Raw genomic sequence first — 23,666 nt, forward strand, 5'->3', positions numbered from 1 at the left:
TCCTATCGGACTCGCCGCCGTGCTCGACCGGACGACCCCCCACGAAGACCCGACGGCCTGGCGACAGGCCCTGCTGATCCTCGCGGCGGCCGCACTCCTGCGGCTCGCGCTCGCCGCGGTCGTCCCGCTCTTCCCGGACGAGGCCTACTACTGGGAGTGGTCGCGCCGCCTCGCCGGCGGCTACTTCGACCATCCGCCGGGCATCGCCTGGCTCGTGCGCGCGGGCACGGCGCTCCTCGGTCCGTCGCCGTTCGCGGTCCGTCTGGCGCCGATCCTCGTCGCGAGCTCGGGCGGCCTCGCGATCGCCCTCGCGGCGCGCACGCTCGCCGGGGACCGCGCGGCGCGCTACGCCGCCTTGATCTTCTCGGTGATGCCGCTCGCGGCGGCGGGGCTCGTGATCGCGACGCCGGATGCGCCGCTCCTCGCGGCGCTGGCGTGGACGCTCTACGCGGTGGTGCGCGCGCTCGGTGCGGCGCCCCGGAGCACCGCCGCGACGCGCTGGTGGCTCGTCGCCGGGCTCGCGATCGGGTGCGCCATGTCGTCCAAGTTCACCGGCGTCTTCGCGCCCATCGCGCTGCTCATCGCATTCGCGGTGGATCCGTCGTTGCGCGCGCGCTTCCGCGAGCCGGGCCCCTGGCTCGCGGTGCTGCTCGCCTCCGCGGTCATGATCCCGGTCCTCCAGTGGAACGCGAGCCACGACTGGATCGCCTTCCGCTTCCAGCTCGGGCACGGACTCGGCGGCAACGCGCGCGAGAACCTCTTCCAGCGCGAGCTCAACCTCGTCGGCTCGCAGTTCCTGCTCGTCACGCCCATCCTCTTCGTGCTCGTGATCGGCGCGATCCGGCGCAACCTGCGCGCGCCGCGGCACGAGGCGCGATTCGCGCTCGCCGCCATCTCGGCGTTCTGCGTCCTCTTCTTCGTCTACAGCGCGACGCGGCGGAACCAGGAGGCGAACTGGCCGGCCATCGCCTGGATCCCGGCGCTCATCCTCGTCGCGGCGGCGCGCGATGGCGCGCGCAGCGCGTGGGAACGGCGCGCCGCCTGGCTCGCCGGCGGACTGAGCGCGATCCTGCTGCTGCACGCGGTGTTCCGCATCATCCCGCTGCCCGCGCGCCGCGACCAGGTCTCGCTCGCGCACGGCTGGGACCGGCTCGCGCTCGCCGTCGATTCGGCGCGCTTGTCACTCGCGGGTCCCGACGGCACCACGCCGCCGGTCGCGGCCAACCGGTACCAGGACGCGGCACTGCTCTCGTACCACATGCCGGGCCGTCCCTACGTCACCGCGCTCAACCTCGGCGGTCGCCGCAACCAGTACGACCTGTGGACGCGCTACACCGATCTCGAGGCGCCGGGTGCCGACCTGCTCCTCGTGCTCGAGATGCCGCGCGAGGGGCTCCCCGGCCCCATCCGGCGCCTGATCATGCACTACACGAGCGTCACGCCGGGGCCGGTCATCCCGCTCCTGCGCGACGGTGAGACCGTCGGCCGCCGCCAGCTCTGGACGCTCCGCGGGTGGGACGGCAGTTGGCCCGCCGACTCGACCGATCCCCGCGCCGCTCGTCGTTGAGCTTCCATCCTTCATCCTTCAGCCTTCATCCGGATGTCGCTCGCCCCTGCTCTCGAGACCTGGCTCTCCGAACACGACCAGCGTCTGCACTCCGACCTCTTCGAGTTCCTCCGCATCCCGAGCGTCAGCGCGCGGAGCGAGCACAAGGGCGACGTCGCGCGCGCCGCGCAGTGGGTGCACGGCCATCTCGCGCGCCTCGGCTTCACCACCGAGACCATCGCCACGCCGGGCCACCCCGTGGTCCTGGGCGAGTGGCGGAAGGCGCCGCCGGGCGCGCCGACGGTGCTCGTGTACGGGCACTACGACGTGCAGCCGCCCGAGCCGCTCGAACTCTGGACCTCGCCGGCGTTCACGCCCACGCTGCGCAACGGCAAGATCTATGCGCGCGGATCGGTGGACGACAAGGGGCAGCTCTGGCTCCACATCGCCGCCCTCGAGGCGCATCTCGCCGCGCGGGGCACGCTGCCGGTGAACGTGATCGTCCTCGCCGAAGGGGAGGAGGAGGTGGGCTCGGAGAACCTGGCGCCGTTCATCGAGCGCCACCGCGAGCGACTCCACTGCGACGCGGTCGTGATCTCCGACTCGACGATGTTCGCGCCGGGGATCCCGAGCATCCTGAGTTCGCTGCGCGGCCTCGCGTACTTCGAGATCGACGTCGTCGGGCCCAACAGCGACCTGCACTCGGGGATGTACGGCGGGGCGGTGGTGAATCCGGCGACGGCGCTCGCCCGGATCATCGCGAGCTTCCATGACGCCGACGGGCGGATCGCGATCCCCGGGTTCTACGACCGGGTGAAGCCGTTCCCCGAGGGGGTGCGCGCGGGGATGAAGCAGCTGCCGTTCGACGAGAGCGAGTTCATGCGCCACCTCGACGTCGCGGCGCTGGGCGGCGAAGCGGGATACACCACGCTCGAGAAGCTCTGGACGCGTCCCACCTGCGAGGTGAACGGATTGCTCTCCGGCTACACCGGCGAAGGGGCGAAGACGGTGCTGCCCGGCAAGTCGATGGCGAAGGTCAGCTGCCGTCTCGTGCCCGACCAGGATCCGGCGACGATCCACGCGCTGCTCGACGCGCATGTGCAGCGCGTGAAGCCCGACGGCGTGACGGTGACGGTCACGGCGCTCCACGGCGGGAACCCGTGGCGCGCCGATCTCTCCGGCCCGATCTACGATGCCGCCGCGCGCGCGCTCGAGGCGGCATTCGGCCGGCGCCCGGTGATCACCGGCGAAGGCGGCTCGATCCCCGTCGTCGGCGACTTCGAGCGCCTGCTGCAGGCGCCGGTGCTGCTCGTCGGCTTCGGGCTCCCGGGCGAGAACGCGCACGCGCCCGACGAGTGGATCAGCCAGGACAACTTCCGTCGCGGCATGCGGGCCATCGCGGCGCTCTGGGACGAGCTGGCGCGCGGGTGAGTCTCTACGACCGCCTCGCCGCGCTCGGGCGCGCCACGCCGAACTTCCGCGGCAAGGGCACCCTCGCGCGCGCGCTGCACACGCGGCTGCGCGCAGCCGCCCTCGCGCGTGACCCGATGCGCGAGGTCACGATGCGCGACGGGAGTCGCGCCCGCTGGGACCTGCGCGATGACGCCGAGGCGATGGCCTGCTGGCTCGGCGAGGCGGATGACGACGTGCGCGACGCCTTGCTGGCGCGCGTGAAGCCCGACGCGACGGTCTTCGACGTCGGCGCGAACGTGGGGTGGTGGACCGTTCCGCTCGCGCGCCGGCTCGCGCGCGGCGGCGGACGCGTGGTCGCCTTCGAGCCGGTGCCGGCGAACCGCGCGCGCCTGGAGTGGGCGATCGCCGCCAACGCCGTGGGCGCGCAGGTGCAGGTGGCCGCGGTCGCGCTCGGCGACGCCCCCGGCGAGCTCGGCATGTGGCTCAAGAGCGAGGAGACGGGAGCGGGCAGCGGCACGGCCGCGCTCGTCACGGGCGATGGGCCGAGTCATCTGCGGGTGCCGGTGGTGACCCTCGACGCCTGGACGGCGGAGCAGGGGCTCACGCGCTGCGACCTGATGAAGCTCGACATCGAAGGGGCGGAGCTGATGATGCTGCGCGGCGCCGAGCGGTTCATCGCGGCGACGCGGCCGCTGATCTTCGGGGAGTTCGAGGCGTACTGGCTCTCGACGTTCGGGGCGACGTTCGTGGATGTGGCGGAGTGGGCGGGGCGGAACCGGTATGCGATGCGGCGGTGGGATGCGCGCGCGGCGCGGTTCGTGGCGCTCGAGGAGGTCAGAGAGGGCGTGCAGGACGTGTTGCTCGAGCCGGCGGGATGAAGGCTGAAGGATGGAGGGTGAAAGTGTGTGATGCGGAATGCGGGGACCGGGAGATCGCACCCGGTCCCCGCATCGCCGTTCGACTTTCACCCTTCATCCTTCATCCTTCAGCCTTCAGCCTTCATCCGCCGTTCAGAGCCCCGCCAGCAGCGCATCGTTCGACGTCGTGCTCGCGATCCGCTTGATGAGCCACTCCATCCCCGCCTGCGGCGGCATCTGCTGCAACCCGCGCCGCAGGGTGTAGATCGCGTCGATCTGCTCCGCCTTGTAGAGCTTCTCCTCGCGCCGCGTCCCGGAGGTCGCGATGTCGAAGGCGGGGAAGATCCGCTTCTCGGCCAGCGAGCGGTCGAGCTTGATCTCGCAGTTGCCGGTGCCCTTGAACTCCTCGAAGATCACGTCGTCCATGCGCGAGCCGGTCTCGACGAGCGCCGTGGCGATGATCGTGAGGGAGCCGCCGCCGTGCTGCGGCAGGATGTTGCGGGCGGAGCCGAAGAAGGCCTTGGGCTTGGCCATCGCCGAGGTGTCGAGGCCGCCGGAGAGCGTGCGGCCCGTGCCGCGCTCGGCGGTGTTGAAGGCGCGCGCCATGCGGGTGAGCGAGTCGAGGACGATGATCACGTCCTTCCCCTGCTCGACGAGCCGCCGCGAGCGCTCGATCACCATCTCCACCACTTCGACGTGGCGCTTGGCCGGCTGGTCGAAGCTCGAGGCGATGACCTCGCCGACGCCCCACGAGATCGCCTCGCTCACTTCCTCGGGACGCTCGTCCACGAGAAGGATGAGCAGCGTCGCCGTCGGGTGGTTGATCGCGATGCCTTCGGTGATCGCCTGCATGAGCATCGTCTTGCCGGCGCGGGCCGGGGCGACGATGAGCGCGCGCTGGCCGAAGCCGATGGGCGCGATGAGGTCGATCGCGCGACGCGTGAGTTCCGGGCCGCCCTTGGCCGACCGACCCGTCTCGAGCGTCAGGCGACGCTCGGGATAGCTCGCGGTGAGCGTCTGGAAGTCGGCGCGGCGCGCGCCCTCGACCGGGTCGGCGCCGTTGAGCGAGACGATCTCCGCCACGGAGATGCGGCCGCGATGGTCGCGGCCGGTGCGGGCGACGATCGCGTCGCCGCGGCGCAGGCCGTAGAGCCGCACGAGGTGCGGCGAGACCCAGGTATCACCGGGTTCGTTCAGGTAGCTGTACTCGGCGCGGCGGACGAAGCCCGCGTCGCGCGCGGGATCGAACCAGCCGTTCGTCTCGCCATCGATGACGAGGATCTGCGGCGGACCGGAATCCCGTTCGCCGCGATCGACGTTCCCGCCGTCGGGGCGATGCGGACGATCGGGACGCTCCGGGCGATCGGGCCGCGGACCGCGGGCCTCGTTCTCCCGGTCCCCGCCGCGCCGACGGCCGCGCTGGCGGCGGCCGCGACGGCCACGACCGTTCCGGTCGCCGCGATCCGGGCGCTCGCCACGGTCCTGCCAGGGTCGCTGGCCATCCGCTGATTGGGCATTCCCGTTGCTCGAGGCATCGGGTGCGCTCGCCGAGGGGGCGGCGCCGTCGCCGCTCTCGGATGGCGCGGGCGGCGGGGTGTAGGCGGGGGCCGGGGGCGGCGCCTCGGCGACCGGCGCCGCCACGGGCGCACTCGCATCGAGGTACGGATCGGCGTCATTCTGGCCTTCCAGCGCGGCCTCGCCCTTGGCCTTCTTCGGGCGCGCGCTGCGCCCACGGCGGGGCGGACGGCGGCTTTCAGTCATGCAATTGGGTGTAGGACCACGAGGGTCGTTGCGGAGCGAACCGCAGAGCCAGCGATGTGCTGCGAGCGTCCAGACGAATCCGGCCAGGTCCCGGTCAGTCTGCCGGGGAGGCGCCGCGCTCAAGGGCGGGGCGGGGGAGCGTCGGGGAGCGCGATCGTCCGGTGGGCAAGGCCGCGCCGTGACGAGCGTGAATGAGTATCACCTGTCCCGGGACGGGACGCAACCCTTTCCCCGCACCCCGGGCTGGAACCGGGTCAGACCCGGTCGGGCGGGACCTGTTCCCGGACGATCCGCACCAGTCGACGGCACAGCTCGATCGCCCGCTCCACCGACGCCCGATGCTCCACCGGCAGCTCCTCCATCTCGAGGAGTTGCAGCTCGGCCAGGAGCGCGGCCAGCGGGTTGTTCAACGTGTGTTGCAGTCCCTTCGGACGGTCCGGCGTGGTCAACAGGTCTCCGGTGCCAAGCGTGATCGCATACGCATAACTTTCCCCAATGGTCCGCCAAGCGCCAGATGCGCGCGCCGCCGTCGCGGCCGCCGTTCGTGACTACAAATCCGAAGCCGACATCCCCCAGCTCCTCGCCCGCCTCGACGCCATCTGCGCCGACACGGCCGACACCGCCGCGCTCGTCGCGGCGGTGGAGCCCTTCCGCGAGATGCACGAGGTCGCCGGCCCCGTCTACGAACGCGTCGTCGAGCGCGAGCCCGAGAACGCCACGGCGCTCGTCGCCCTCGCCAACGCCTACTGGCTCACGGGCCGCGGTCCCGACGTCGTGGGGGCGATCGCGTCGCGCGCGCTCGCGGTCGATCCGTCCAATCGTGCGGCCTGGCACCTCTGGGCGCTCACCGAGCCGTCGCCCCGCGGCCGCATGAACCGCTGGCATCAGGTCACCCAGCGCTTCCCCGAGGACAAGCTCGCCCACGCCGCCCTGGCCGACAACGCGGCCGGGGTGGCGAGCGCCGAGAACGATTCGGTCGCGCTCAAGCTCGCGGTGGGGACCTACGAGATGCTCCTCGCCACCGCCACCGCACCCAACGAGCGCACCGCGCTCACCGATGCGCTGACGACCCTGAAGAAGTGGTCGTTCTGACCGCCGTCGGGACCAACCGCTCCATCAGCCGGTCGATCAGCTCCGCGGGCGCGACCCGTTCGCGCGCCCGCGCCGTGGTCATGCCGGTGGCCCATCGCATCGTCTTCGTGAGATGATGCGCGCTCGAGAAGCGTAGCGCCTCCGCCACCGCCTCGATCGCCTCGTCCGACTCGCGGAGCAGCGCATATGCGCGGAGTGCGCGCGCTGCGGCGATCACCTCGCGCGGCGAGGCGAACTCCGCGCGCTCGAACTCGCGATAGACCGTGCGGCGCGACACGGCGGCCGCGGCCGCGAGGTCGGGCACGCCACGGAACGCCGCCGGCGTGCGGATCACCCGCTCGACCGCGCGCGCGACCTCCGCGGGCAGCCGGCCGAGCGGCGCCTCGAGGCGCGCGAGCAGCGCCGCGCCGAGCGCGACGCCCGGCTGCGACGCGAGGACCGCCTCGAGCTGCCAGCGTTCGTCGTCGTGGTCATGGAGCACGAGCTGCGCGAATCCCGCCCGCCCGAGCGCGGCCAGCGCGCCGGCCGTCGGGGCCCCGAGGGCGGCGTAGATGACGAAGGGCATCGACTTGAAGCGCGCGCGCAGCGCGACGATCGGCGCCGCGTCGGTGCGCCCGCCGCCGAACGCGGGATCGGCGATCACGACGTCCACCGCGCAGCGGCGCACGATGCTCTCCGCGTGCTCCCAGTCCGCCGCCACCTGGACGCGGTGCGGTGCATCGAGCGCCGCGCGGAGGCGGTCGAGGCGCGCGGGGGGCAGGCAGGCGAGGACGATCATGGGGACGGCTCCGGCGCGAGTCCCGCGCCGCGCAGCGCGTCGGCGATGGCGCGCGCGACCTCGATCGCCGTCGCGCGATCCGATTCCGCGCGCCGCGGTGACGGCCGCGTTCCGGCGAGGCGGATCGCCTCGAGCGCGCCGCGGGTCACGCGCGCCGCATCGATCGCGCCCATCACCTCGAGCCACCCGGCGAGGGAGACGAGGATCTCGTCGCGCTCGATGACGCCCGGCGCGAGGTCGAAGGCGCGGAACGCCTGTCGGGCCGCGGCCCCGCGGTCACCGCGCGCCCAGCTCAGCTGCGCGCGTTCGTAGAGCAGCATCGACGTCACCACCGCCGACTGCGCGTCCTCCGCATCGGCGATGAGCTCGTCGATCATCGCGTCCGCGGCGGCATGGTCGCCGCGATCCCAGAGGACCTTCGCCCGACCGAGCCGCGCGAGGAGCTGTCGCAGGCGATCGCGGTCCCGCGCCGCGAGGGCGGCCGCCTGCGCGTAGCACTGGTCGGCCCATCCCAGCTCGCCCGCGCGTCGCAGGCAGCGGCCGGCGCGCATCTGGCTCTCGAACGCGAGGTCCAGCTGCGTCACCGGATCCGCGTGCCGGGCGATCGTCGCGTAGACGTCGCCCGCCTCGGCCTGGTGGCCGCGCGACTCGAGCAGCACGGCCAGCCCGTGCAGGCGCGGCAGCAGCGGGTGCGGCTCCGCCGCCGGCAGCGCGACCAGCGTCTCGGTGATCGCCGCGAGGATGCCGCGCAGCTCGGCGTCGACCTCCAGTCGCGCGATGTCGTCGCGCGTGGTCGCGAGTGTGCGCGACGACTCCGATGTCATCACGGAGCCGAACGCCACCCAGTGGTCGAAGAGCCGGAGGGTGAGGAACGCGGCCTGCGCCGCCCGGAATCGCGGATCCTCGGGCGCGACCGTCGCCATCGTCTCGAGCAGCGAGACGTGGCGGAGGGCGGGGTGCGGGGTGCGGGGGCGGCGGATCGGCATCGCTCCTCGAAGCTACGGCCGATGTCGCACGATCCTCCCGCCGGGTGTCACAGATTGACGCTATCGGGCACGAACGGAGGGTTCCGGGGCCGGTCCCGCCACGTACCGCCCGCGCCGCTCGATCACCCCGAGCCACATCTCCAGCTCCTCGGCGAACACCTGTATCCGCGGGATCCGCAGCGGATCGAACGCGCTGTCGTACGGGCTCCGCGCCGGGCCGCCCGAGACCATGAGGATCGCGTCGATCGTGTAGCGCGTCGTCCGCTTCGAGCGCGGATCGGTCCACGCGCCCGCGCGCAGCAGCCCGCGGTCCTTCGGCCAGATCCCGAGCGGTAGCGCGAGCGTGCGCATCTGCACGGTCGTCCCCGCCGAGTCGAGCGCGATCTGCGCGCGCGCCACCTGCTCCTGCACGCCCTCCGCGCTCATGCGCGCGAGGTTCGCATGCCACAGGGTGTGGTTGCACAGCTCGTACCCGCCGCGCGCGAGGTACTGCACCTTCTTCATGCGCCACTCGGTGCGCTGCCCCTGGATCCCCTTGTCGCCGAAGAAGGCGTGTCCTTCGGTCGCACTCGGGAGCACGCAGAAGACGGCGCGGCCCTTCCATTCGGGATGCCGGGCCGCGAACGCCTCCCACACGCCGAGCGCGGAGGTGGGATCGACGACGAGGGAGTCGCCGCGCTGGACGAACCGGAACTGCCCGGGCGACGCATCGTCGAAGGTGATCACCACCGGCGAGAGACCGGGCCCGACGTCGATGCGGCGCTCGACGAGTTGGCGCACGGTGATGGGGCGATAGCCGCGCGCATGGAGGAGATCGAGGTCCTTGGCGAAGCGCTGCCAATTCCGCGACCAGCGGCTCTCGCGGTCGCCGATCAGGTGGTACTCGATGACAGGGATCGCACCGAGGCGGTTCGGTGCGCGGGACGCCGTGGCAGGCGTGGCGGGCTGGGCAGCGAGCGAGGTCGCGAACGACACCAACGCGAGCAGCGAACGGGGGGACTTCAGCATGCGCGCAACTTAACGGGTGCGCTTCACCTCGCGGTCCGCGTCGCCCTCGCAGGGTGCGCGCACCGTGCGCCCTGCCGGCGTCGTCCTTGCGCGATCAGCCGAGCACCCCGACGCGCGCCGGCCCGTCGAAGCCGGGGAAGAGCGTGTCGAGCCGCGTGGTGCCGAGATGCCCGGTCACGGCCTCGCTGAAGACGGTCCGGAAGTCGGTGGTGAGGGCGAGGTCGCGTCCCTCGTGCAGCTGCTCCCGCGCGAGTCCCGGCCAGCGTCCATGGACGCGGCCGCCCTTCACGCCGCCGCCGATGGCGAACATCGCGCCCGCATGCCCGTGGTCGGTGCCGCCGTTCCCGTTCTGCCGCGCCATCCGCCCGAACTCGCTCATCGTGAGGATCAGCACGTCATCCATGCGGTCGTCGAGGTCGGTCACGAAGGCGGCGATGCTCGCGCCGAAGTCGGTGAGGCGATTGGCGAGCTGGCCGGTCGCGGCCCCCTGGTTCACGTGCGTGTCCCACCCGCCCATGTCGGCGAAGGCGACCTCGAGCCCGACGTTCGCCTTGATGAGTTGCGCGACCTGCTTGAGGCGCTGGCCGAACTCGCTCCGCGGATACTCGGCGCCGCGCGCGGGGGCGTAGCGGGACGGGTCCGCCTCGCGGAGGCGCTTCACCGCGTCGAAGGTCTCGGCGCCGGTGGCATGGATGAGATCGGCGGAGCCGGTGCGATAGAGGGCCTCGAGGCGCTCGGTCATCCCGCCGGTGCTGCGCACGGTGAAGGCGTCGATGCTGGTCATCGCGACGGCGGGGGCAGGGCCCTGGAGGATGCGGGGGGTCTGCTGGGTCATCGCGACGGCGCGGAAGGGTTCGGGGCGGCCGGCCTCGCAGGTGTCGCAGGTGGCGAGGTAGCGGTTGAGCCAGCCGTCCTTGGTGCCTTTGCGGTCAGGGGTGCCGGACTCCATGTAGTCCTGCGCGTCGAAGTGGCTGCGCGTGGCGCTCGGGCTGCCGACGGCGTGGATGGGGGCGAGGAGGCCGCGCTGGTAGAGCGGATGGAGGGCGTTGAGTGCGGGATGGAGACCGAAGAAGCCGTCGAGGTCGATGGCGGTGGACGGGGCGGCGATGCGGGAGGGGCGGGGGATGCCGATGGTGGGGCGGAGCTTGTAGTAGTCGGGGTCGGCGTGAGGGACGAGCATGTTCAGCGCGTCGGCTGCGCCGCGCTGGAAGAGGCAGATGAGGACCTTGCCCTTCGCGGATGGCGGGAGGGTGAAGGCGGTGCGGCGGAGGAAGGACGGGGAGAGGCCCATCGTCATCAGGGCCATGGCGCCGTGCTTCATGAAGATCCGTCTGTGCATGGGATGCGGGATGCGGGGGGAACGGCGATGCGGGGCGTACGGGCGGTACGGGGTACGGGACTGGGACGGGATGCGGGGAACTGCGACTTGGCGGCGTTCGCGCTGGGATCCTTGATGCGGGATGCGGGGGGCGGGGTCAACTGCTTCTCACTTTCACCCTTCATCCTTCAGCCTTCATCGTCTCTGGAACTCCGGAGCTCCCAGCGCCAGTCCGACCAACTGCGCCAGTCCCTGTGCCGAGCGGATCGGGCCTTCATCATCCGTTGCGGGGGTGCGTTGGAGCGGGTTGGAGCCGCTGATGAGGATCTCGCGGGTCTCGGGGCTCACGCGGCCGCCCAGGAACGTCTGGATCACGGCGTCCACCTGCTCGGTGCGGGATGCGGAGAGCGATGCGGAGGCGCCTGGCCATGCGAGCGGGCGGGCGCCGGGAAGTCGGCCAGCGCCGGCGGCGATGCCGAAGTTGATGCGGTTGAGGATCGCGCCGGTGCCCATCCACTCGCTCGCGACGTCCGGCCAGCCGTCCGGGGTCTGGCGGCCGTAGATCGGTTGGCCGAGCTGTTCGACGATCCGTGCGGTGCGCGGGGTCGCGTCGGGTTGGGCGTCGAGCGCGCGGAGGGCGCTCACCACCACCTCGAACGGCGTCTTCACCTTCGCGCGGAAGGCGGATCGCGAGAAGAACTCGGGGCTGGTCACGATGGCCCGGACCACCTCGCGGATGTCGCCGTCGGTGCTGGTGAACACCTCGGCGGCCCGGTCGACGAGTTCCTCCGGCGGGTCGTCGCTCACGAAGCGGCGGACGAGCTTGGTCGCGAGGTGGCGCGCGGTCGCGGGGTGCCGCGCGACGAGGTCGAGGACCTCCTCGCCGTCGGCGAGGCCGCGGCCGGCGCGAAGGCGGGTGCCGAGGACGAACTTCTCGCCCGCGTCGTGCACCTGCGGGTTGAAATAGAAGACACCGGGTTCGGGGAGGCGCTGCGCGATCGCGCGCTGGACCCGTTGCGGGTTCACGCGCCCGGTGCCCGGCCGCGCGCCGGGACGACGCGCACCCTCGGCCATCTGCCGCAGCTCCTGCTCCCTCGGCTTCTGTGGCAGGAACGTCCACCCCGTGAGCGCGCGTGCGACCTGGATCACATCCTGCTGGGTGTAGCCGCCGTCCACGCCGAGCGTGTGGAGCTCGAGGAGTTCGCGGCCGAAGTTCTCGTTGAGGCCGCGGTTCCGCGCCTGCGCGAGGCGCGGGCTATCGAGGCGCGGGCGCCCCGAGTCGGCCGCGCTCTGCCAGTTGTCGAGGTAGTAGAGCATCGCCGGGCTCTTGGCGACCGCGCCGAGGAGATCGCGGAACTTCCCCAGTGCGCGCGGACGGATGGTGCGATTCTCGTACTCCGGGATCGCGTAGCGCATGAGCGCGTTCTTGCCGCCGAACACCGAGAAGTGATTGAGCCAGAAATCGGTCATCACTTCGTTCAATTGCTGGTCAGTGAGGAGCGCCCGCCCGATGCGCGCCGTCTGCACCTCGGCGCCCGCGCGACGGAATCCCTCGACCACCCGCCGGGCGGCTGAGTCGCTCTGGCTCAACGAGTTACGGTTCGCCGCCCCCAGTGCCTGGAGCGCCTCGTTGGGCCTCGGGTACGCCTCTTGCAAATCAGCGTAGGTCAGGTCGAGGGTCTCGAACTGCTTGAGCCACTCCTCGAGGCGCTGGTCCGGGATCCGGTCGGGACGGAGCTGCTGCGCGATGAACGCATCGACTCCCATCGCACGGACCCGGGCGACGTCCCCGGGGCGCGCACCGAAGGTGAGGCGGCTCAGCACGTGCTGGACCTGTTCGTCGGCGGTCTGCTCGCGATCCGCCGATGGACCGGAGGTGCCGATACTCGACAGCAAGTGGGGGGTCGTCGTCGCAGGGCGTGGCGCCGTGGGGGCGCAGGCGGCGGCGACCAGGGTGAGCAGGATGCTGGCGACGAAGGCGCGGAACGATGGGCGCATGTCCATCCGACGTGTCGAGGTCGCAGAAGGTTAAGCCGCCGCGACCCGGGTGTGGGGCTCGGGCCCTCCGGCGGCTGCAGGTCGAGAACGACTCATGGTGAGGGCGGGCGATCCGGGACGTGGGCTGCATCATCGGCTTCGATGAAACGATCTCGTATCGCTCGCCGCTCGCCGCCACTTTGCAGGGCTCCGCAGTGACGCGCGCGTGTATCATCGGGTAGAACTCGCAAGACGACTCGCGGATCAATTCCGTGAGCTAGTCGAGGCTCCACCAACGGCAACGAGGCGAACGCGCAGATGCTGGACGTGATGGTGCAGTGGGACCAGGAGGAGGGGAAGGCGCCGGCGATCGCGCGGGTGCGGTCGGTCGCGTCCCCCGAGACCGCGGAGTCGCCGTCGCGCGACGTCGTGACGCTCTACGGTCAGCCGACCGCCGAGTCGCTCGCGCTCGCCCTCGCCGCCGCGGTGGAGGCCCGGAAACAGGGCGTCCTCGCCACGCGCGAGTTCGACGTGAGCGAGCACGACGGCGCGGTCGGTGACTCCACCCTCCAGGACCGCTCCACCGGCGAACTCATCCGTCGCGACCTCAACATCCGGTGACCATCCTGCGCGAGACCGCGCAGGAACTCCTCACCGAGGGCGGTCAGGCGATCCGCCGGCTCCTCGCCGGATTGCTCATGGCCGACTGGCCCGAGGGGACCCGGCGCGCGCTCTCGTTCCAGCTGGCCGGTGCCGGCGCGCCCAGCCGCACGAGCGACATGCTCGCCGCGGTCCGCGAGGCCGACGGGGCCGACTTCGACGAGGCCGCATAGCGCCACCATATAGACGCGGGAGCACGCCAGGAGCGTGTGATCGCGGAGTCGCGCTTCGGGCGCGACCCGAGGAGGGGGAAGACCGCACACATGTTGCGGCTTCCCCCTTCTTGCATCCGGCAACTCCCGGACGCACCCTCACGGGTACCTAGAACACGCCCGCCTGGAGGCGGGAGGAGGGTGTCCCGATGCGGGAGTACAAGAGCGCGGAGATCCGCAACATCGCGGTAGTGGGCCATGGAGCGAGCGGGAAGACCACACTGGTCGACGCGCTCGCTTTCGTTTCCGGGGCGTCTCGACGCCATGGCTCCATAAAGGACGGGACCACGCTCACCGACACCTCGCCCGAAGAGATCGCCCACGGCTATTCCATCTCCCTCGGCTGCGCCTACGCCGAATGGAAGGACACCAAGATCAACCTGCTGGACACCCCCGGGTACGCCGACTTCGCCGGGGATGCGATCGCCGGGCTCGTCGCCGCGGATGGCGCACTCGTGACCGTCGGGGCGACCGGCGGCGTGGAGGTGGGGACCGAGCGGATGTTCCGCGAGGCGGTGAAGCGCGCGGACCCGGTCCTCTTCGTCGTCGCGATGATGGACAAGGAGAACGCCGACTTCGACCGGGCGTACGAGTCCATCAAGTCGCGCCTGACCGCCAAGGTCGTCCCCGTCGAGATCCCCATCGGCTCCGGGTCCGGCTTCACCGGGATCATCAACCTCTTCACCAAGAAGGCGCACCTCTTCAAGCCGAACACCAAGGCCGGCGAGTACGAGGAGGCGGCGATCCCCGCATCGGAGATGGCGCGCTTCGAGCGGTACCACGCCGAGATGGTCGAGGCCGTCGCCGCGACCGACGACGCGCTGCTCGAGAGGTTCTTCAACGGCGAGGAGATCCCGGGCGACGTGGAGATGCAGGCGATGAAGGAGGCGATGAAGCGCGCCGAGCTCTTCCCGCTCCTCTGCTGCTCGAGCCAGCTCACCTGGGGCGTGCGGACGGTGCTCGACTTCCTCGTCCAGCTCATGCCCAACGCGTACGAGATGGAGGAGATCCACGCGCTCAAGGGCGCCGAGGGCTCGCGGACGGTGGAGATCCACCCGAAGGACGGCGACCCGTTCACCGCGCTCGTGTTCAAGACGACGAGCGAGAACCATGTGGGCGAGGTGAGCTACTTCCGGACCTTCAGCGGGCTCGTGGCGAGCGGCGCCGAGGTGTGGAACGCGACGCGCGGGATGCCGGAGAAGCTGATGCACCTCGCCGTGCCGCAGGGGAAGGAGCGGCTCGAGGTGTCGAAGCTGTATCCGGGCGACATCGGCTGCGTGGCGAAGCTGAAGAGCACGCACACGAACGACTCGCTGAGCACCAAGGAGCATCCCGTCCGGCTGCCGGACATCCCGTTCCCCGACGCGCTGGTCTCGTTCGCGATCGAGGCGACGCAGCGCGCCGACGAGGAGAAGCTGCAGCTCGGCCTGCATCGGCTGCACGACGAGGACCCGACGATCCAGACCCACTTCGAGCCCGAGACGCACGAGACGATCATCGAGGGGCTCGGCGAGCGCCACCTGGACATCGCGCTGCAGCGGCTCAAGCGGCAGTTCGGCGTGGAGGCGAAGTTGAGGGCGCCCGCCATTCCGTATCGGGAGACGCTCCTCGGCCAGGCCGAAGGGCAGGGGCGGCACAAGAAGCAAACGGGCGGGAAGGGGCAGTTCGGCGACTGCTGGATCCGGATCCGTCCGGCGCCGCGCGGTGCGGGCTACGAGTTCGTGGACAAGATCTCGGGCGGCGTGATCCCGCGGCAGTACATCCCGGCGGTGGACCGCGGGGTGCAGGAGGCGGCCGAACGCGGTGTTCTCGCGGGGTATCCGGTGGTGGACTTCGCGGTCGAGGTGTTCGACGGGTCGTACCACTCGGTCGATTCGAACGAGGCCTCGTTCAAGATGGCGGGGATCCTCGCGTTCAAGACGATCGCGCCGAAGTGCCGGCCGGCGTTGCTGGAGCCGCTGATGTCGGTGGAGGTATCGACGCCCGATGCGTACCTTGGGGATGTGATGGGGGACCTGTCGGGGCGGCGGGGGCACATCGCGGGGACGGAGCCGCTGTCAGATGGGCTCGGTACCGTGGTGAAGGCGGTGGTGCCTCAGGCGGAGTTGCATCTCTATGCGACCAAGCTGCAGAGTCTGACGCACGGTCATGGGAGTGTGCGGTATCGGTTCCAAGGGTTCGAGATGATGCCGCACGAGGCGGCGGCGAAGGTGCCGTCGCGGGGGAAGGAGAAAGAACAGGAGTGACATGACCGGTCGTCTTCGCCGCGCGGTCCTGAGCGCGGTCGTCCTCGTGACGGCCGCGCTCGCCTGTCGTGGCGACGGCCCCACCGGCCCCACCTTCCAGATCACCGACACCACCCTCCGCCCCGGCGTCGTCGGCCAACCCTACGCCGACACCCTCGACGCCACCGGCGGCGCCCGCGCCAAGTCCTGGACCCTCGTCCGCGGCACCCTCCCGCCCGGTCTCGCCCTCCTCACCAACGGCGTGCTCTCCGGGACCCCGAGCGCCACCGGCAGCTCCACCGTGGACATCCGCGTCACGTCCAAGGGCAAGAAGCGCACGCGCAGCTTCACCATCCTGATCCTCCCGCCGCTCGCCATCGCGACCAACACGCTGCCGAGCGCGAGCCAGTCGCAGGCGTACAGCACGGTCCTGAGCGCCACCGGCGGCACCGGCGTCTACGCGTGGGCCGTCACCACGGGCATGCTCCCGGCCGGCCTCGCGCTCAGCGCCGCGGGCGAGATCGCCGGCACGCCGACGGGGTTCGGCACCGATACCGTCACCCTCGGCGTCACCAGCGGGCTGCAGAGCATCACCAAGGTCTTCGCGATCACCGTCACGCCCTCGCTCACCGTCACCACCACCGCGCTCGCCGACGGCACGGTCGGTGAGCCGTACGCCGATACGCTCGAGGCGCTCGGCGCCGGCCCCGCGGCCAACTGGGGCGTCGCGAGCGGCGCACTTCCGGCCGGACTCACGCTCCTCTCGAGCGGCATCCTCTCCGGCACGCCCACCACCGCCGGCACGAGCGACTTCACCGTGCAGGTGAACAGCGGCTCGCAGGTCGCCACCCGCGCGCTCTCGGTGAGCGTCGTCGCCGCGCTCGTGCTCAACACCGCGACGCTCCCCAACGGCACCGCCGGCGCCGCCTACGCGCAGACGCTCTCGGCGAGCGGCGGCAACGGCACCTATGCGTGGTCCGTCGTCGCCGGCGCGCTCCCTGCCGGGCTCTCGCTCTCCGCGGCGGGCCTGCTGGACGGCACCCCCACCACGCCGTCCAACAACAGCTTCACCCTCCGCGTGACGAGCGGTGCGCAGCAGCGCGAGCGCGCCTTCACCATGCAGATCTCCTCCGCCGATGCGGCGAGCGTCGAGATCGCGCCCACCTCGGCCTCCATCGAACTCGGCGACTCGCTGCTCCTCGGCGCCGTCGCCAAGGACGCGGGCGGCGTCGTGCTCCCCGGACGCCCCATCGCGTGGAGCACGCTCAACGCGGCCGTCGCGACGGTGAACGGCACCGGGATGGTGCGCGCGCAGGCGATCGGCAGTGTCGGCATCGTCGCGAGCGCGACGGGTGCCGGCGGCGCGACGATCAGCGACACCGCGATCATGACGGTCACGCCGCGCCCGGTCGATTCGGTCGAGGTGCTCCCGGACCGCGCGAGCCTGCTCATCGGCGAGCAGCAGGCGCTCACTGCGACCATGCGTGACCGCTTCGGCAACGTGCTCAGCGGGCGCACGGTCACCTGGACCTCCTCTGACGCAGGGGTCGCGGCCGTCGACCTCAACACCGGGATCGTCAGTTCGGGCGCACAGGGCGAGGCGACGATCACCGCGCTCAGCGAGGGCATCACCGGCACGGGGACGGTCGTCGTGTCGCGCGGGCTCATCCTGCAGGCGGTGCAGGGCGGTGAACGGCATTCGTGCGGACTCTCCGAGGCGAACCTCGTCTTCTGCTGGGGTCGCAACGGCGAGGGTGAGCTCGGCGACAGCAGCTTCATCGACCGACTCAACCCCGTGCGCGTGCGCGGCTCGACGCCCTTCGTCACGCTGCGGGTGGGTTCGCGGCACAACTGCGCGCTCACCGCTGCCGGCACGGCCTGGTGCTGGGGCAGCAACGCCGGTGGTCGCCTCGGCATGGGGGACACGCTCTCGCGCACCGTGCCGGAGCCGGTCTCGGGCGGGCTCACCTTCGCGCAGCTCAGTGCGGGCGGCACGCACACCTGCGGGCTCACCACCGGCGGTGCGGCGTACTGCTGGGGGCTCGGGCTCTCCGGGCAGATCGGCGACAACAACGTGAACAATCGCAACGCTCCGACGCTCGTCGCCGGCGGCAACACCTTCACCTCGCTCAGCGTGGGCGGCAACCACACCTGCGGCCTCACCGCCGCCGGTGCTGCCTACTGCTGGGGACTCAACTCCTTCGGCCAGCTCGGCGACAGCACCTTCGGCGCGATCAATAATCGCATCGTCCCCACGCCGGTGCGCGGTGGACACGTGTTCGTGAAGCTGAGCGCGGGCAACTCGCACACCTGCGGCATCACCGACGGTGGCGAGACCTACTGCTGGGGCTCGAACGGCTCCATCGCCGCCAATGCCGGCCGGCTCGGGGATGGCACCTCCATCGCCCAGCGCGTCGTCCCGACGCTCGTCGCGGGTGGCCTCACCTTCACCGACATCGTCGCCGCGGGCGTCCTCACCTGCGCGCGCACTGCCATCGGCACGGTGTACTGCTGGGGGCAGAACGACACCGGTCAGCTCGGGGACGGCACCTTCACCGCGCGGACGTCCCCCACGCCCATCGCCGGCGGCTTCACCTGGGACGCCTTCGGCGCCGGCAACTTCCATGGCTGCGCCATCCGCGACGCGGGGCGCACCTTCTGCTGGGGCACCAACAGCCAAGGGGCCATCGGCGACGGCACGGTGGCCAATCGCAACACGCCCGTCCCCGTGCGGCCGTAGTCAGCGGTAGTCCAGCACCTCGATCGACACCGCCGGGCGCCGGATCGCCACCGCCGCCTCGTACCCGCTCGGCACCTCGACCTCGGCGAGCGTCCACGCGCGCGCCTCCTCGCGGCTCCCATCCATCTGCACGAACCGCGCATCGCCCTTCGCGTACGTCACCGCGAACCGATGCAGCCCATGCGCGAGACCGTCGCCCACCGCCTTGATGTACGCCTCCTTCCGCGCCCAGACGCGATGGAACGCGCCATGCCGTTCGGCCGCGGGCAACGAGAGGATCGCCGCGCGCTCCTCCACCGAGAAGAAGCGTTCGGTGATGCGCTCGAGCTCGGGGAGGCGGCGCATCGCCTCGACATCCGCGCCCACCGCGCCAACGGTCGAGACGGCGAGGAGGCCGAGCTCACCCGAGTCGCTGTAGTTGTACTCGAGGCCCGACCCGCCCGGTGCGACGAGGAAGGGCTTCCCGCTCGCGCCCTCGCCGTACGTGATCACCGCCGGCGCGACGCCAAGCGCCTCGGCGAGGATGCGGCGCGTCGCGACGTGGCCGTGCAGCCAGCGGGAGCGGAGGTCGTCGGAGTAGAACTGCTCGGCCCGCGCGCGTTCGCGCGGGGAGAGCTCGGCGAGCGCTTCGGCGTCGGGCGCGCGCGCCGGGTCGAGCGCGATGCGCCAGACGCGGACGTCCGGCGCGGCGCTCACACCTTGTGGTACGAGATCCGTGCCGCTTCGGCGCGGTCGGCGGCGGTGTAGATCTCGAAGTCCGAGAAGAAGGCCGGGGCCTCCTGCTGCATCACGCGGAGCACGGCGCACGCCATGCGCCGGATCTCGAACTCGGCCCCTTCGCCGGCGCGCAACTCGAGCATCGTGCGCCAGCCGCGCGCGTTGGCGGTGACGACGATCTTCGTCTCGGTCGAGTTGGGGAGCACGCCGCGCGCGGCCTCGCGGGCCATCTTCCGGCGGTGGACCTTGTCGTCCACCCACTTGTAGCGCTCCATGAGCGAGTCGACGAGCGCGATGTAGGTCGCCTGCGCGCTCTCGATCTGCGCCTGCCAGGCTGCGGTGAGCGCCACGTCGCCGATGATCGCCGGCGGGACGACGAACGCCGCATCGCTCTCGTCCACGTAGCGCTGCGAGAGCTGCGAGTACGCGAACCCCGCGCGGTGGCGCACGAGCTCATGCGTGAGAGAGCGGCTCACCCCCTCGAGGAGCAGCGAGTACGTCGCGTGCTCGAGCACCGACCCGTGTCCCTGCTTCTTGATGTTCTCGAGGTAATCCCGCGTCGTCCGATTCGCCGGGTTCTTCTGGCTCATGTAGCAGAGCCGGCCCGCGAACTCGGCGAGGCGCTCGCCGTCGGTGCTGTCGCCCATCCACTGCACCGGGAGATGGCTCGGCTCGACGAACGACGGCCGAGCGAGGACGGAGACCTTGGGTTCGGTGTAGAAGTGCGGCATGCGCGAAGATGATGAAGGCGGAAGGATGAAGGGCGAAAGATAGCGCAATCCTATCCGAGCAGGTCGAGCCGGTGCCGCGCCCATCCCCGCTCCCGCACGACCAGATCGAGCGCCGACCGCGCGGCCGCGGGCAGCGGCGCCAGCGCCGGGTCGTACTTGATGTCGCCGAGCGGGACCGCGCCCGGTGCCGCGACCTTCACCCCGGGGTTCAGGATCCCGAGCGGATCGAACGCCGTCTTCACCGCCGCGAAGAGCGCGAGCGCCTCGGGCGGCCAGTGCCGCGACATCAGTGGCGTGCGGAGACGCCCGTCGCCATGCTCGCCCGAGAGTGTCCCGCCGAGGCGCGCCACGAGCGCCGTCACCTCGTCGAGGAGCTGCTCGCAGCGCGCGCGCCAATCCGGGGCGGTGACGTCCACGAGCGCGTTCACGTGCGCATGGGCGTCGCCGGCGTGGCCGAAGATCACGCCCTGGAACCCCGCGCGGGCGAGGGCCGCGCGCACGCCGCGCACGTACTCGGGGAAGCGCGCGCTCGGCACGCACCCGTCCTCCACCAGCTGCATGCTCAGCAGGCGCGGCGCGAGCTCGCTGAGGATCGGACTCGCCGCGTGGCGCAGCTTCCAGAGCCGGATCTCCTCGTCGGTCGACATCGCGGTCTCCACGTGGATCGCCCCGCCGGCGTAGCACCAGCCGGCCAGCTCCTCCACGAGCTGGCGCGCATCCTCCTCGGCGTGCCGCTCCGCTTCCACGAGCAGCACCGCCTCGAGGTCGCGCGGCAGCGGCAGCTCGCGGCCGCTGCCGCGCACGATGTCGAGGAAGCTCCGGTCGAGCAGCTCCACCGCGCTCACGCCGCGCTCGCCGAGGCGCGTGGCCGTCGCGACGGCCCCCTCGAGGTCGCGGAACCCCGCGAGCAGGCTCGCCGTCGCCGCCGGGAAGGGCGTGAGCCGCACCTCCACCGCGGTGATGATCGCGAGCGTCCCTTCGCTGCCGATGAGCAGGTCGAGGACCTCGCCGCCGGTCGCGAACGCCTCGAGCGCGTAGCCGCTCGATTCCTTGCGCACGCCCTCATGCCGTCGCGCCGCCGGCGCGGCATCGAGCACGCGCGGCGCCACCGACGAGAGGAACTCGCGCACCGCGGGGACCGCGGGCGGATGCGCGCCGCGCCGCACCCAGGCGCGGGTGCCGTCGGCGAAGACGCACTCCACGCCGAGGATCCAGTCGCGCAGCGGGCCGTACTTCACCGTGCGCGAGCCGGCGGCGTGCGTGGCGACCATGCCGCCGATCGTCGCGAACGCCCCGCTCGACGGGTCCACGGGGAACTGCATGCCGACCTTGAGCGCCGCGGACTGCACGTTGTCGCGCAGCACCGCCGCGCCGACGACCATCGAGTGGCCACCCGGCGTGGGCGGCTGCGAGCCGACGAGCCGACCGAGGTCGACGATCACCCCGTCGCCGACGGCGCCGTTGGCCATCGAACTCCCCGATCCGCGCGGCACGAGCGCCACGCGGTGCTCCGCGGCCCAGCGCACGAGCGTCGCGACATCCTCCGCGTCGGCGGGCACCGCGACGGCACGCGGGAGGATCCGCGCCACGCCTGCCGCCTCACTGTAGACGGCGCGCGCGGCGTCGTCATCGCGGAGGATGCCGCGGAATCCCGCGGCCGTGATCAGGGAGGCGAACATGCGGACCGGGCCTCGGCGCCCGTCAGCCCGCGACCGGCGCGAGCGTGAACGGCTTCGCCTTCACGCGCTTCACGAGCCAACGCAGCGCGGTGTTGCTCACCAGCGAGGCCACGCCGACGACCATCAGCGCCTTCACCTCGCGACGCGAGATCTTCACCTGGCCGCCCACCTGCAGCATCGCGCGCGAGCCGCTCAGGTCGCGCAGCGTCGCGTAGGCGAAGAGCAGCGGCAGCACGCAGAAGGCGCGGATGCGGAAGGCGCGGCGCGGGATCAGCAGCGTGTACTCGAGCGCATCGTCGAGATCGTGGCGCGCCATCTCGATGAAGTGCACCACCGCCTTGTGGTTGTGCTCGAGATGCGACGGCGAGAGCAGCGTGCTGTGCCCGCTCCCGTGCCGCGCGAGGTCGCGCTCGGGGATGTAGATCGAGTTCTCGTGCTGCGCGTCCCAGGCGATGTCCTTCAGGATGTTCACCGTCTGCAACGCCTCGCCGAACGCCTGGCACTTCACCCAGAGCCGTTCGAACTCGCGCTTCCCCACCGCGCTCGCGTGCTCGTGCCAGAGCTCGGTGAGCATGCAGCCCACCGTCCCCGCCACGTAGTAGCAGTACTCCTTATACTCGGCGAGCGTCTGGATGCGGATCCCCGCCGGGTAGCTGCGCACGAACTTCGCCATCCCGAGCCCCATCTCCCGCACCCAGTGCGCCACGCGATCGCGTGTGCGGGGCGGAAGCGTGCGGAACAGCACGAGCACGAGGTCGGTGTGCTGCACGAGCTTGAGGTGCGCCGCGTCGCCCTTGAGCCCGGCCGCGAGCGCCGGGAACGCATCCGCCGCCTCGCGGTCGGACAGCGTCCTGAGGAACTGCTCCAGCAGCTCGGCCCGCTTGGCCGGCGGCGTGCTGTTGTCGTCCTCGATCGTGTCGGCGATCCGGCAGAGCAGGTAGGCGACGTTCACCGCGACGCCGAGCGTGCCGGGCAGGAAGCGGATGCTGATCGCGAAGGTGCGCGAGACCTCCGGCAGGACGTCCACCGAGAAGCGCGACGCCGCGCGGATCCGCTCGGGCGGGTCGGCGGCGGGGACGTACGGCGCGACGGTGGATGGCATCGCGGGAAAGCTAGGGCGCATGGGCACCAGCGACCAGTCGCGGGCGCGCCTCCACCGCGTCACGCCATCGCGTCAGCGATCGCCGATCAGCAGCTGGTCGATCAGCCCGCGCTTCTTCGGCTCGCCGAACTCGAGGCGGTCGAGCGTCTGCTCGAGCGCCAGTTGCGCGCCGCTCGCCGCGCTCCGGTACATGGCCCGCGCGATGATCCCCGGCAGGAACCCGAGGAGCCCGCCGACCCCGATCGCCACGGCAGGCCAGACGTTGAGCGCGAGCAGGATCGCGCCCACCGCACCGCCGCCGAGGAGTCCGCCAAGGCCGATCCGCATCGCCCACCGACGGCGCGGCACGAGCGTCGCCTCGATCCGCACATGCACCTTCCCCGGCTCCACCTGCACCACCGACGCGCTCACCTCGTTGGTCTTCGCCAGCGCGAGCGGCCGACCGGTGAACGTGGCGGCGATGTCGTGCGCCGCGCCCGCCAGTCCGCCCATCGGCCCCCAGACGATCCGATCCGGGAAGCGGCGTCGTTCGGCGAGGTTCTCCTCGATCCGGAAGGTCCGTTCGATGCGTTCGAGTACCTCGCGCGCGTTCCCGTTCACCACGCGCGACGCCGCGAACTGCGCCGGCCCGACGAGTTGCGCCGGCACGCCCCGCTCTTCGGGCAGCGTCACGCGCATCCGCTCCTCGGCCAGTGCCTGGCGCACCGCCACCGGCGAGATCCCCACTTCCTTCGCGAGCGCGAGGAGGTCCGCCTCGCTCATCGTCTCGGGAACGTCCGAGTGGGCCGAGTGCAGCTCGGCGGCGCGCAACAGCACGCGCTCGAGCGCCGCGCGCGGGAGGATCGGTGCCGGCGAGTCGGCCAC

At 71.7% G+C, this 23,666-nt stretch carries 20 protein-coding genes; 8 read left to right on the plus strand and 12 right to left on the minus strand.

Annotation, left to right across the window (positions count from 1 at the left end; all coding sequences use genetic code 11):
- The first annotated feature begins 19 nt into the window (after positions 1–19).
- From IPJ78_11120 to IPJ78_11130, 3 genes are read left to right on the plus strand one after another with little or no spacing between them, the layout of a single operon-like run.
- Complete coding sequence (locus IPJ78_11120; protein ID MBK7907097.1) at positions 20–1,567, plus strand: glycosyltransferase family 39 protein; 1,548 nt, start codon at positions 20–22, stop codon at positions 1,565–1,567.
- 33 nt (positions 1,568–1,600) lie between these two features.
- Positions 1,601–2,977: a dipeptidase gene (locus IPJ78_11125; protein ID MBK7907098.1), complete on the plus strand. Its 1,377-nt coding sequence runs from the start codon at positions 1,601–1,603 to the stop codon at positions 2,975–2,977.
- Positions 2,974–3,837 carry an FkbM family methyltransferase gene (locus tag IPJ78_11130; GenBank protein ID MBK7907099.1) on the plus strand — a complete coding sequence of 288 codons (864 nt, stop codon included), beginning with the start codon at positions 2,974–2,976 and terminating at the stop codon, positions 3,835–3,837. Before IPJ78_11125 ends, IPJ78_11130 begins: the two co-directional genes overlap by 4 nt.
- A gap of 132 nt (positions 3,838–3,969) precedes the next feature.
- Here the strand turns inward: IPJ78_11130 and rho are convergent, their stop codons facing one another.
- Positions 3,970–5,577 (minus strand): transcription termination factor Rho, encoded by a 1,608-nt coding sequence (gene rho / locus IPJ78_11135; GenBank protein MBK7907100.1) that lies wholly within the window; start codon positions 5,575–5,577, stop codon positions 3,970–3,972.
- Positions 5,578–5,831: 254 nt separating this feature from the next.
- Entirely contained in the window at positions 5,832–6,026 is a 195-nt protein-coding gene (locus IPJ78_11140) for a hypothetical protein (protein ID MBK7907101.1), read from the minus strand.
- A 46-nt stretch (positions 6,027–6,072) separates the two neighbouring features.
- Here IPJ78_11140 and IPJ78_11145 point away from each other — a divergent pair, with 46 nt between their 5' ends.
- Entirely contained in the window at positions 6,073–6,669 is a 597-nt protein-coding gene (locus IPJ78_11145) for a hypothetical protein (protein ID MBK7907102.1), read from the plus strand.
- Here IPJ78_11145 and IPJ78_11150 read toward each other — a convergent pair.
- The 5 genes from IPJ78_11150 to IPJ78_11170 form a co-directional block, all read right to left on the minus strand.
- The gene (locus IPJ78_11150; protein MBK7907103.1) at positions 6,629–7,447 is read right to left on the minus strand and encodes a helix-turn-helix transcriptional regulator; all 819 of its coding nucleotides are present in this window, start codon (positions 7,445–7,447) and stop codon (positions 6,629–6,631) included. The genes IPJ78_11145 and IPJ78_11150 overlap by 41 nt on opposite strands.
- Positions 7,444–8,433, minus strand: coding sequence for a hypothetical protein (locus tag IPJ78_11155; GenBank protein MBK7907104.1), 990 nt, complete (start codon positions 8,431–8,433; stop codon positions 7,444–7,446). Before IPJ78_11155 ends, IPJ78_11150 begins: the two co-directional genes overlap by 4 nt.
- Before the next feature lie 60 nt (positions 8,434–8,493).
- A complete protein-coding gene (locus tag IPJ78_11160; protein ID MBK7907105.1) occupies positions 8,494–9,441 on the minus strand; it encodes a polysaccharide deacetylase family protein in 948 nt (315 codons plus the stop codon).
- A gap of 94 nt (positions 9,442–9,535) precedes the next feature.
- A complete protein-coding gene (locus IPJ78_11165; GenBank protein MBK7907106.1) occupies positions 9,536–10,780 on the minus strand; it encodes a DUF1501 domain-containing protein in 1,245 nt (414 codons plus the stop codon).
- Positions 10,781–10,954: 174 nt separating this feature from the next.
- Entirely contained in the window at positions 10,955–12,757 is a 1,803-nt protein-coding gene (locus tag IPJ78_11170; GenBank protein MBK7907107.1) for a DUF1800 domain-containing protein, read from the minus strand.
- A 297-nt stretch (positions 12,758–13,054) separates the two neighbouring features.
- Between IPJ78_11170 and IPJ78_11175 the strand changes: the two genes are divergently transcribed.
- From IPJ78_11175 to IPJ78_11190, 4 genes are all read left to right on the plus strand, one after another.
- Positions 13,055–13,357, plus strand: a complete 303-nt coding sequence (locus IPJ78_11175; GenBank protein MBK7907108.1) for a hypothetical protein — start codon at positions 13,055–13,057, stop codon at positions 13,355–13,357.
- Positions 13,354–13,569, plus strand: coding sequence for a hypothetical protein (locus IPJ78_11180; GenBank protein ID MBK7907109.1), 216 nt, complete (start codon positions 13,354–13,356; stop codon positions 13,567–13,569). Before IPJ78_11175 ends, IPJ78_11180 begins: the two co-directional genes overlap by 4 nt.
- A gap of 188 nt (positions 13,570–13,757) precedes the next feature.
- Positions 13,758–15,854, plus strand: a complete 2,097-nt coding sequence (locus tag IPJ78_11185; protein MBK7907110.1) for an elongation factor G — start codon at positions 13,758–13,760, stop codon at positions 15,852–15,854.
- A gap of 1 nt (position 15,855) precedes the next feature.
- Positions 15,856–18,573 carry an Ig-like domain-containing protein gene (locus tag IPJ78_11190; protein ID MBK7907111.1) on the plus strand — a complete coding sequence of 906 codons (2,718 nt, stop codon included), beginning with the start codon at positions 15,856–15,858 and terminating at the stop codon, positions 18,571–18,573.
- Here IPJ78_11190 and IPJ78_11195 read toward each other — a convergent pair whose 3' ends face one another.
- The 5 genes from IPJ78_11195 to IPJ78_11215 form a co-directional block, all read right to left on the minus strand.
- Entirely contained in the window at positions 18,574–19,269 is a 696-nt protein-coding gene (locus tag IPJ78_11195; GenBank protein ID MBK7907112.1) for a 4'-phosphopantetheinyl transferase superfamily protein, read from the minus strand.
- Positions 19,266–20,021 (minus strand): FAD-dependent thymidylate synthase, encoded by a 756-nt coding sequence (gene thyX, locus IPJ78_11200; protein ID MBK7907113.1) that lies wholly within the window; start codon positions 20,019–20,021, stop codon positions 19,266–19,268. Before thyX ends, IPJ78_11195 begins: the two co-directional genes overlap by 4 nt.
- Before the next feature lie 50 nt (positions 20,022–20,071).
- The gene (locus tag IPJ78_11205) at positions 20,072–21,700 is read right to left on the minus strand and encodes an FAD-binding oxidoreductase (GenBank protein ID MBK7907114.1); all 1,629 of its coding nucleotides are present in this window, start codon (positions 21,698–21,700) and stop codon (positions 20,072–20,074) included.
- A 22-nt stretch (positions 21,701–21,722) separates the two neighbouring features.
- Positions 21,723–22,802: a phytoene/squalene synthase family protein gene (locus IPJ78_11210; protein ID MBK7907115.1), complete on the minus strand. Its 1,080-nt coding sequence runs from the start codon at positions 22,800–22,802 to the stop codon at positions 21,723–21,725.
- Positions 22,803–22,874: 72 nt separating this feature from the next.
- Positions 22,875–23,666, minus strand: a complete 792-nt coding sequence (locus IPJ78_11215; GenBank protein MBK7907116.1) for a hypothetical protein — start codon at positions 23,664–23,666, stop codon at positions 22,875–22,877.

It is taken from the genome of Gemmatimonadota bacterium (assembly GCA_016714015.1).
Classification (GTDB): domain Bacteria; phylum Gemmatimonadota; class Gemmatimonadetes; order Gemmatimonadales; family Gemmatimonadaceae; genus Pseudogemmatithrix.

Bases quoted from the DNA above. Each gene is read 5' to 3' on its own strand.
- IPJ78_11125 (MBK7907098.1), top strand. From the start codon at position 1,601: ATGTCGCTCGCCCCTGCTCTCGAGACCTGGCTCTCCGAACACGACCAG.
- rho (MBK7907100.1), bottom strand. From the start codon at position 5,577: ATGACTGAAAGCCGCCGTCCGCCCCGCCGTGGGCGCAGCGCGCGCCCG.
- IPJ78_11145 (MBK7907102.1), top strand. From the start codon at position 6,073: ATGGTCCGCCAAGCGCCAGATGCGCGCGCCGCCGTCGCGGCCGCCGTT.
- IPJ78_11150 (MBK7907103.1), bottom strand. From the start codon at position 7,447: ATGATCGTCCTCGCCTGCCTGCCCCCCGCGCGCCTCGACCGCCTCCGC.
- IPJ78_11155 (MBK7907104.1), bottom strand. From the start codon at position 8,433: ATGCCGATCCGCCGCCCCCGCACCCCGCACCCCGCCCTCCGCCACGTC.
- IPJ78_11160 (MBK7907105.1), bottom strand. From the start codon at position 9,441: ATGCTGAAGTCCCCCCGTTCGCTGCTCGCGTTGGTGTCGTTCGCGACC.
- IPJ78_11165 (MBK7907106.1), bottom strand. From the start codon at position 10,780: ATGCACAGACGGATCTTCATGAAGCACGGCGCCATGGCCCTGATGACG.
- IPJ78_11170 (MBK7907107.1), bottom strand. From the start codon at position 12,757: ATGCGCCCATCGTTCCGCGCCTTCGTCGCCAGCATCCTGCTCACCCTG.
- IPJ78_11175 (MBK7907108.1), top strand. From the start codon at position 13,055: ATGCTGGACGTGATGGTGCAGTGGGACCAGGAGGAGGGGAAGGCGCCG.
- IPJ78_11185 (MBK7907110.1), top strand. From the start codon at position 13,758: ATGCGGGAGTACAAGAGCGCGGAGATCCGCAACATCGCGGTAGTGGGC.
- IPJ78_11190 (MBK7907111.1), top strand. From the start codon at position 15,856: ATGACCGGTCGTCTTCGCCGCGCGGTCCTGAGCGCGGTCGTCCTCGTG.
- thyX (MBK7907113.1), bottom strand. From the start codon at position 20,021: ATGCCGCACTTCTACACCGAACCCAAGGTCTCCGTCCTCGCTCGGCCG.
- IPJ78_11205 (MBK7907114.1), bottom strand. From the start codon at position 21,700: ATGTTCGCCTCCCTGATCACGGCCGCGGGATTCCGCGGCATCCTCCGC.
- IPJ78_11210 (MBK7907115.1), bottom strand. From the start codon at position 22,802: ATGCCATCCACCGTCGCGCCGTACGTCCCCGCCGCCGACCCGCCCGAG.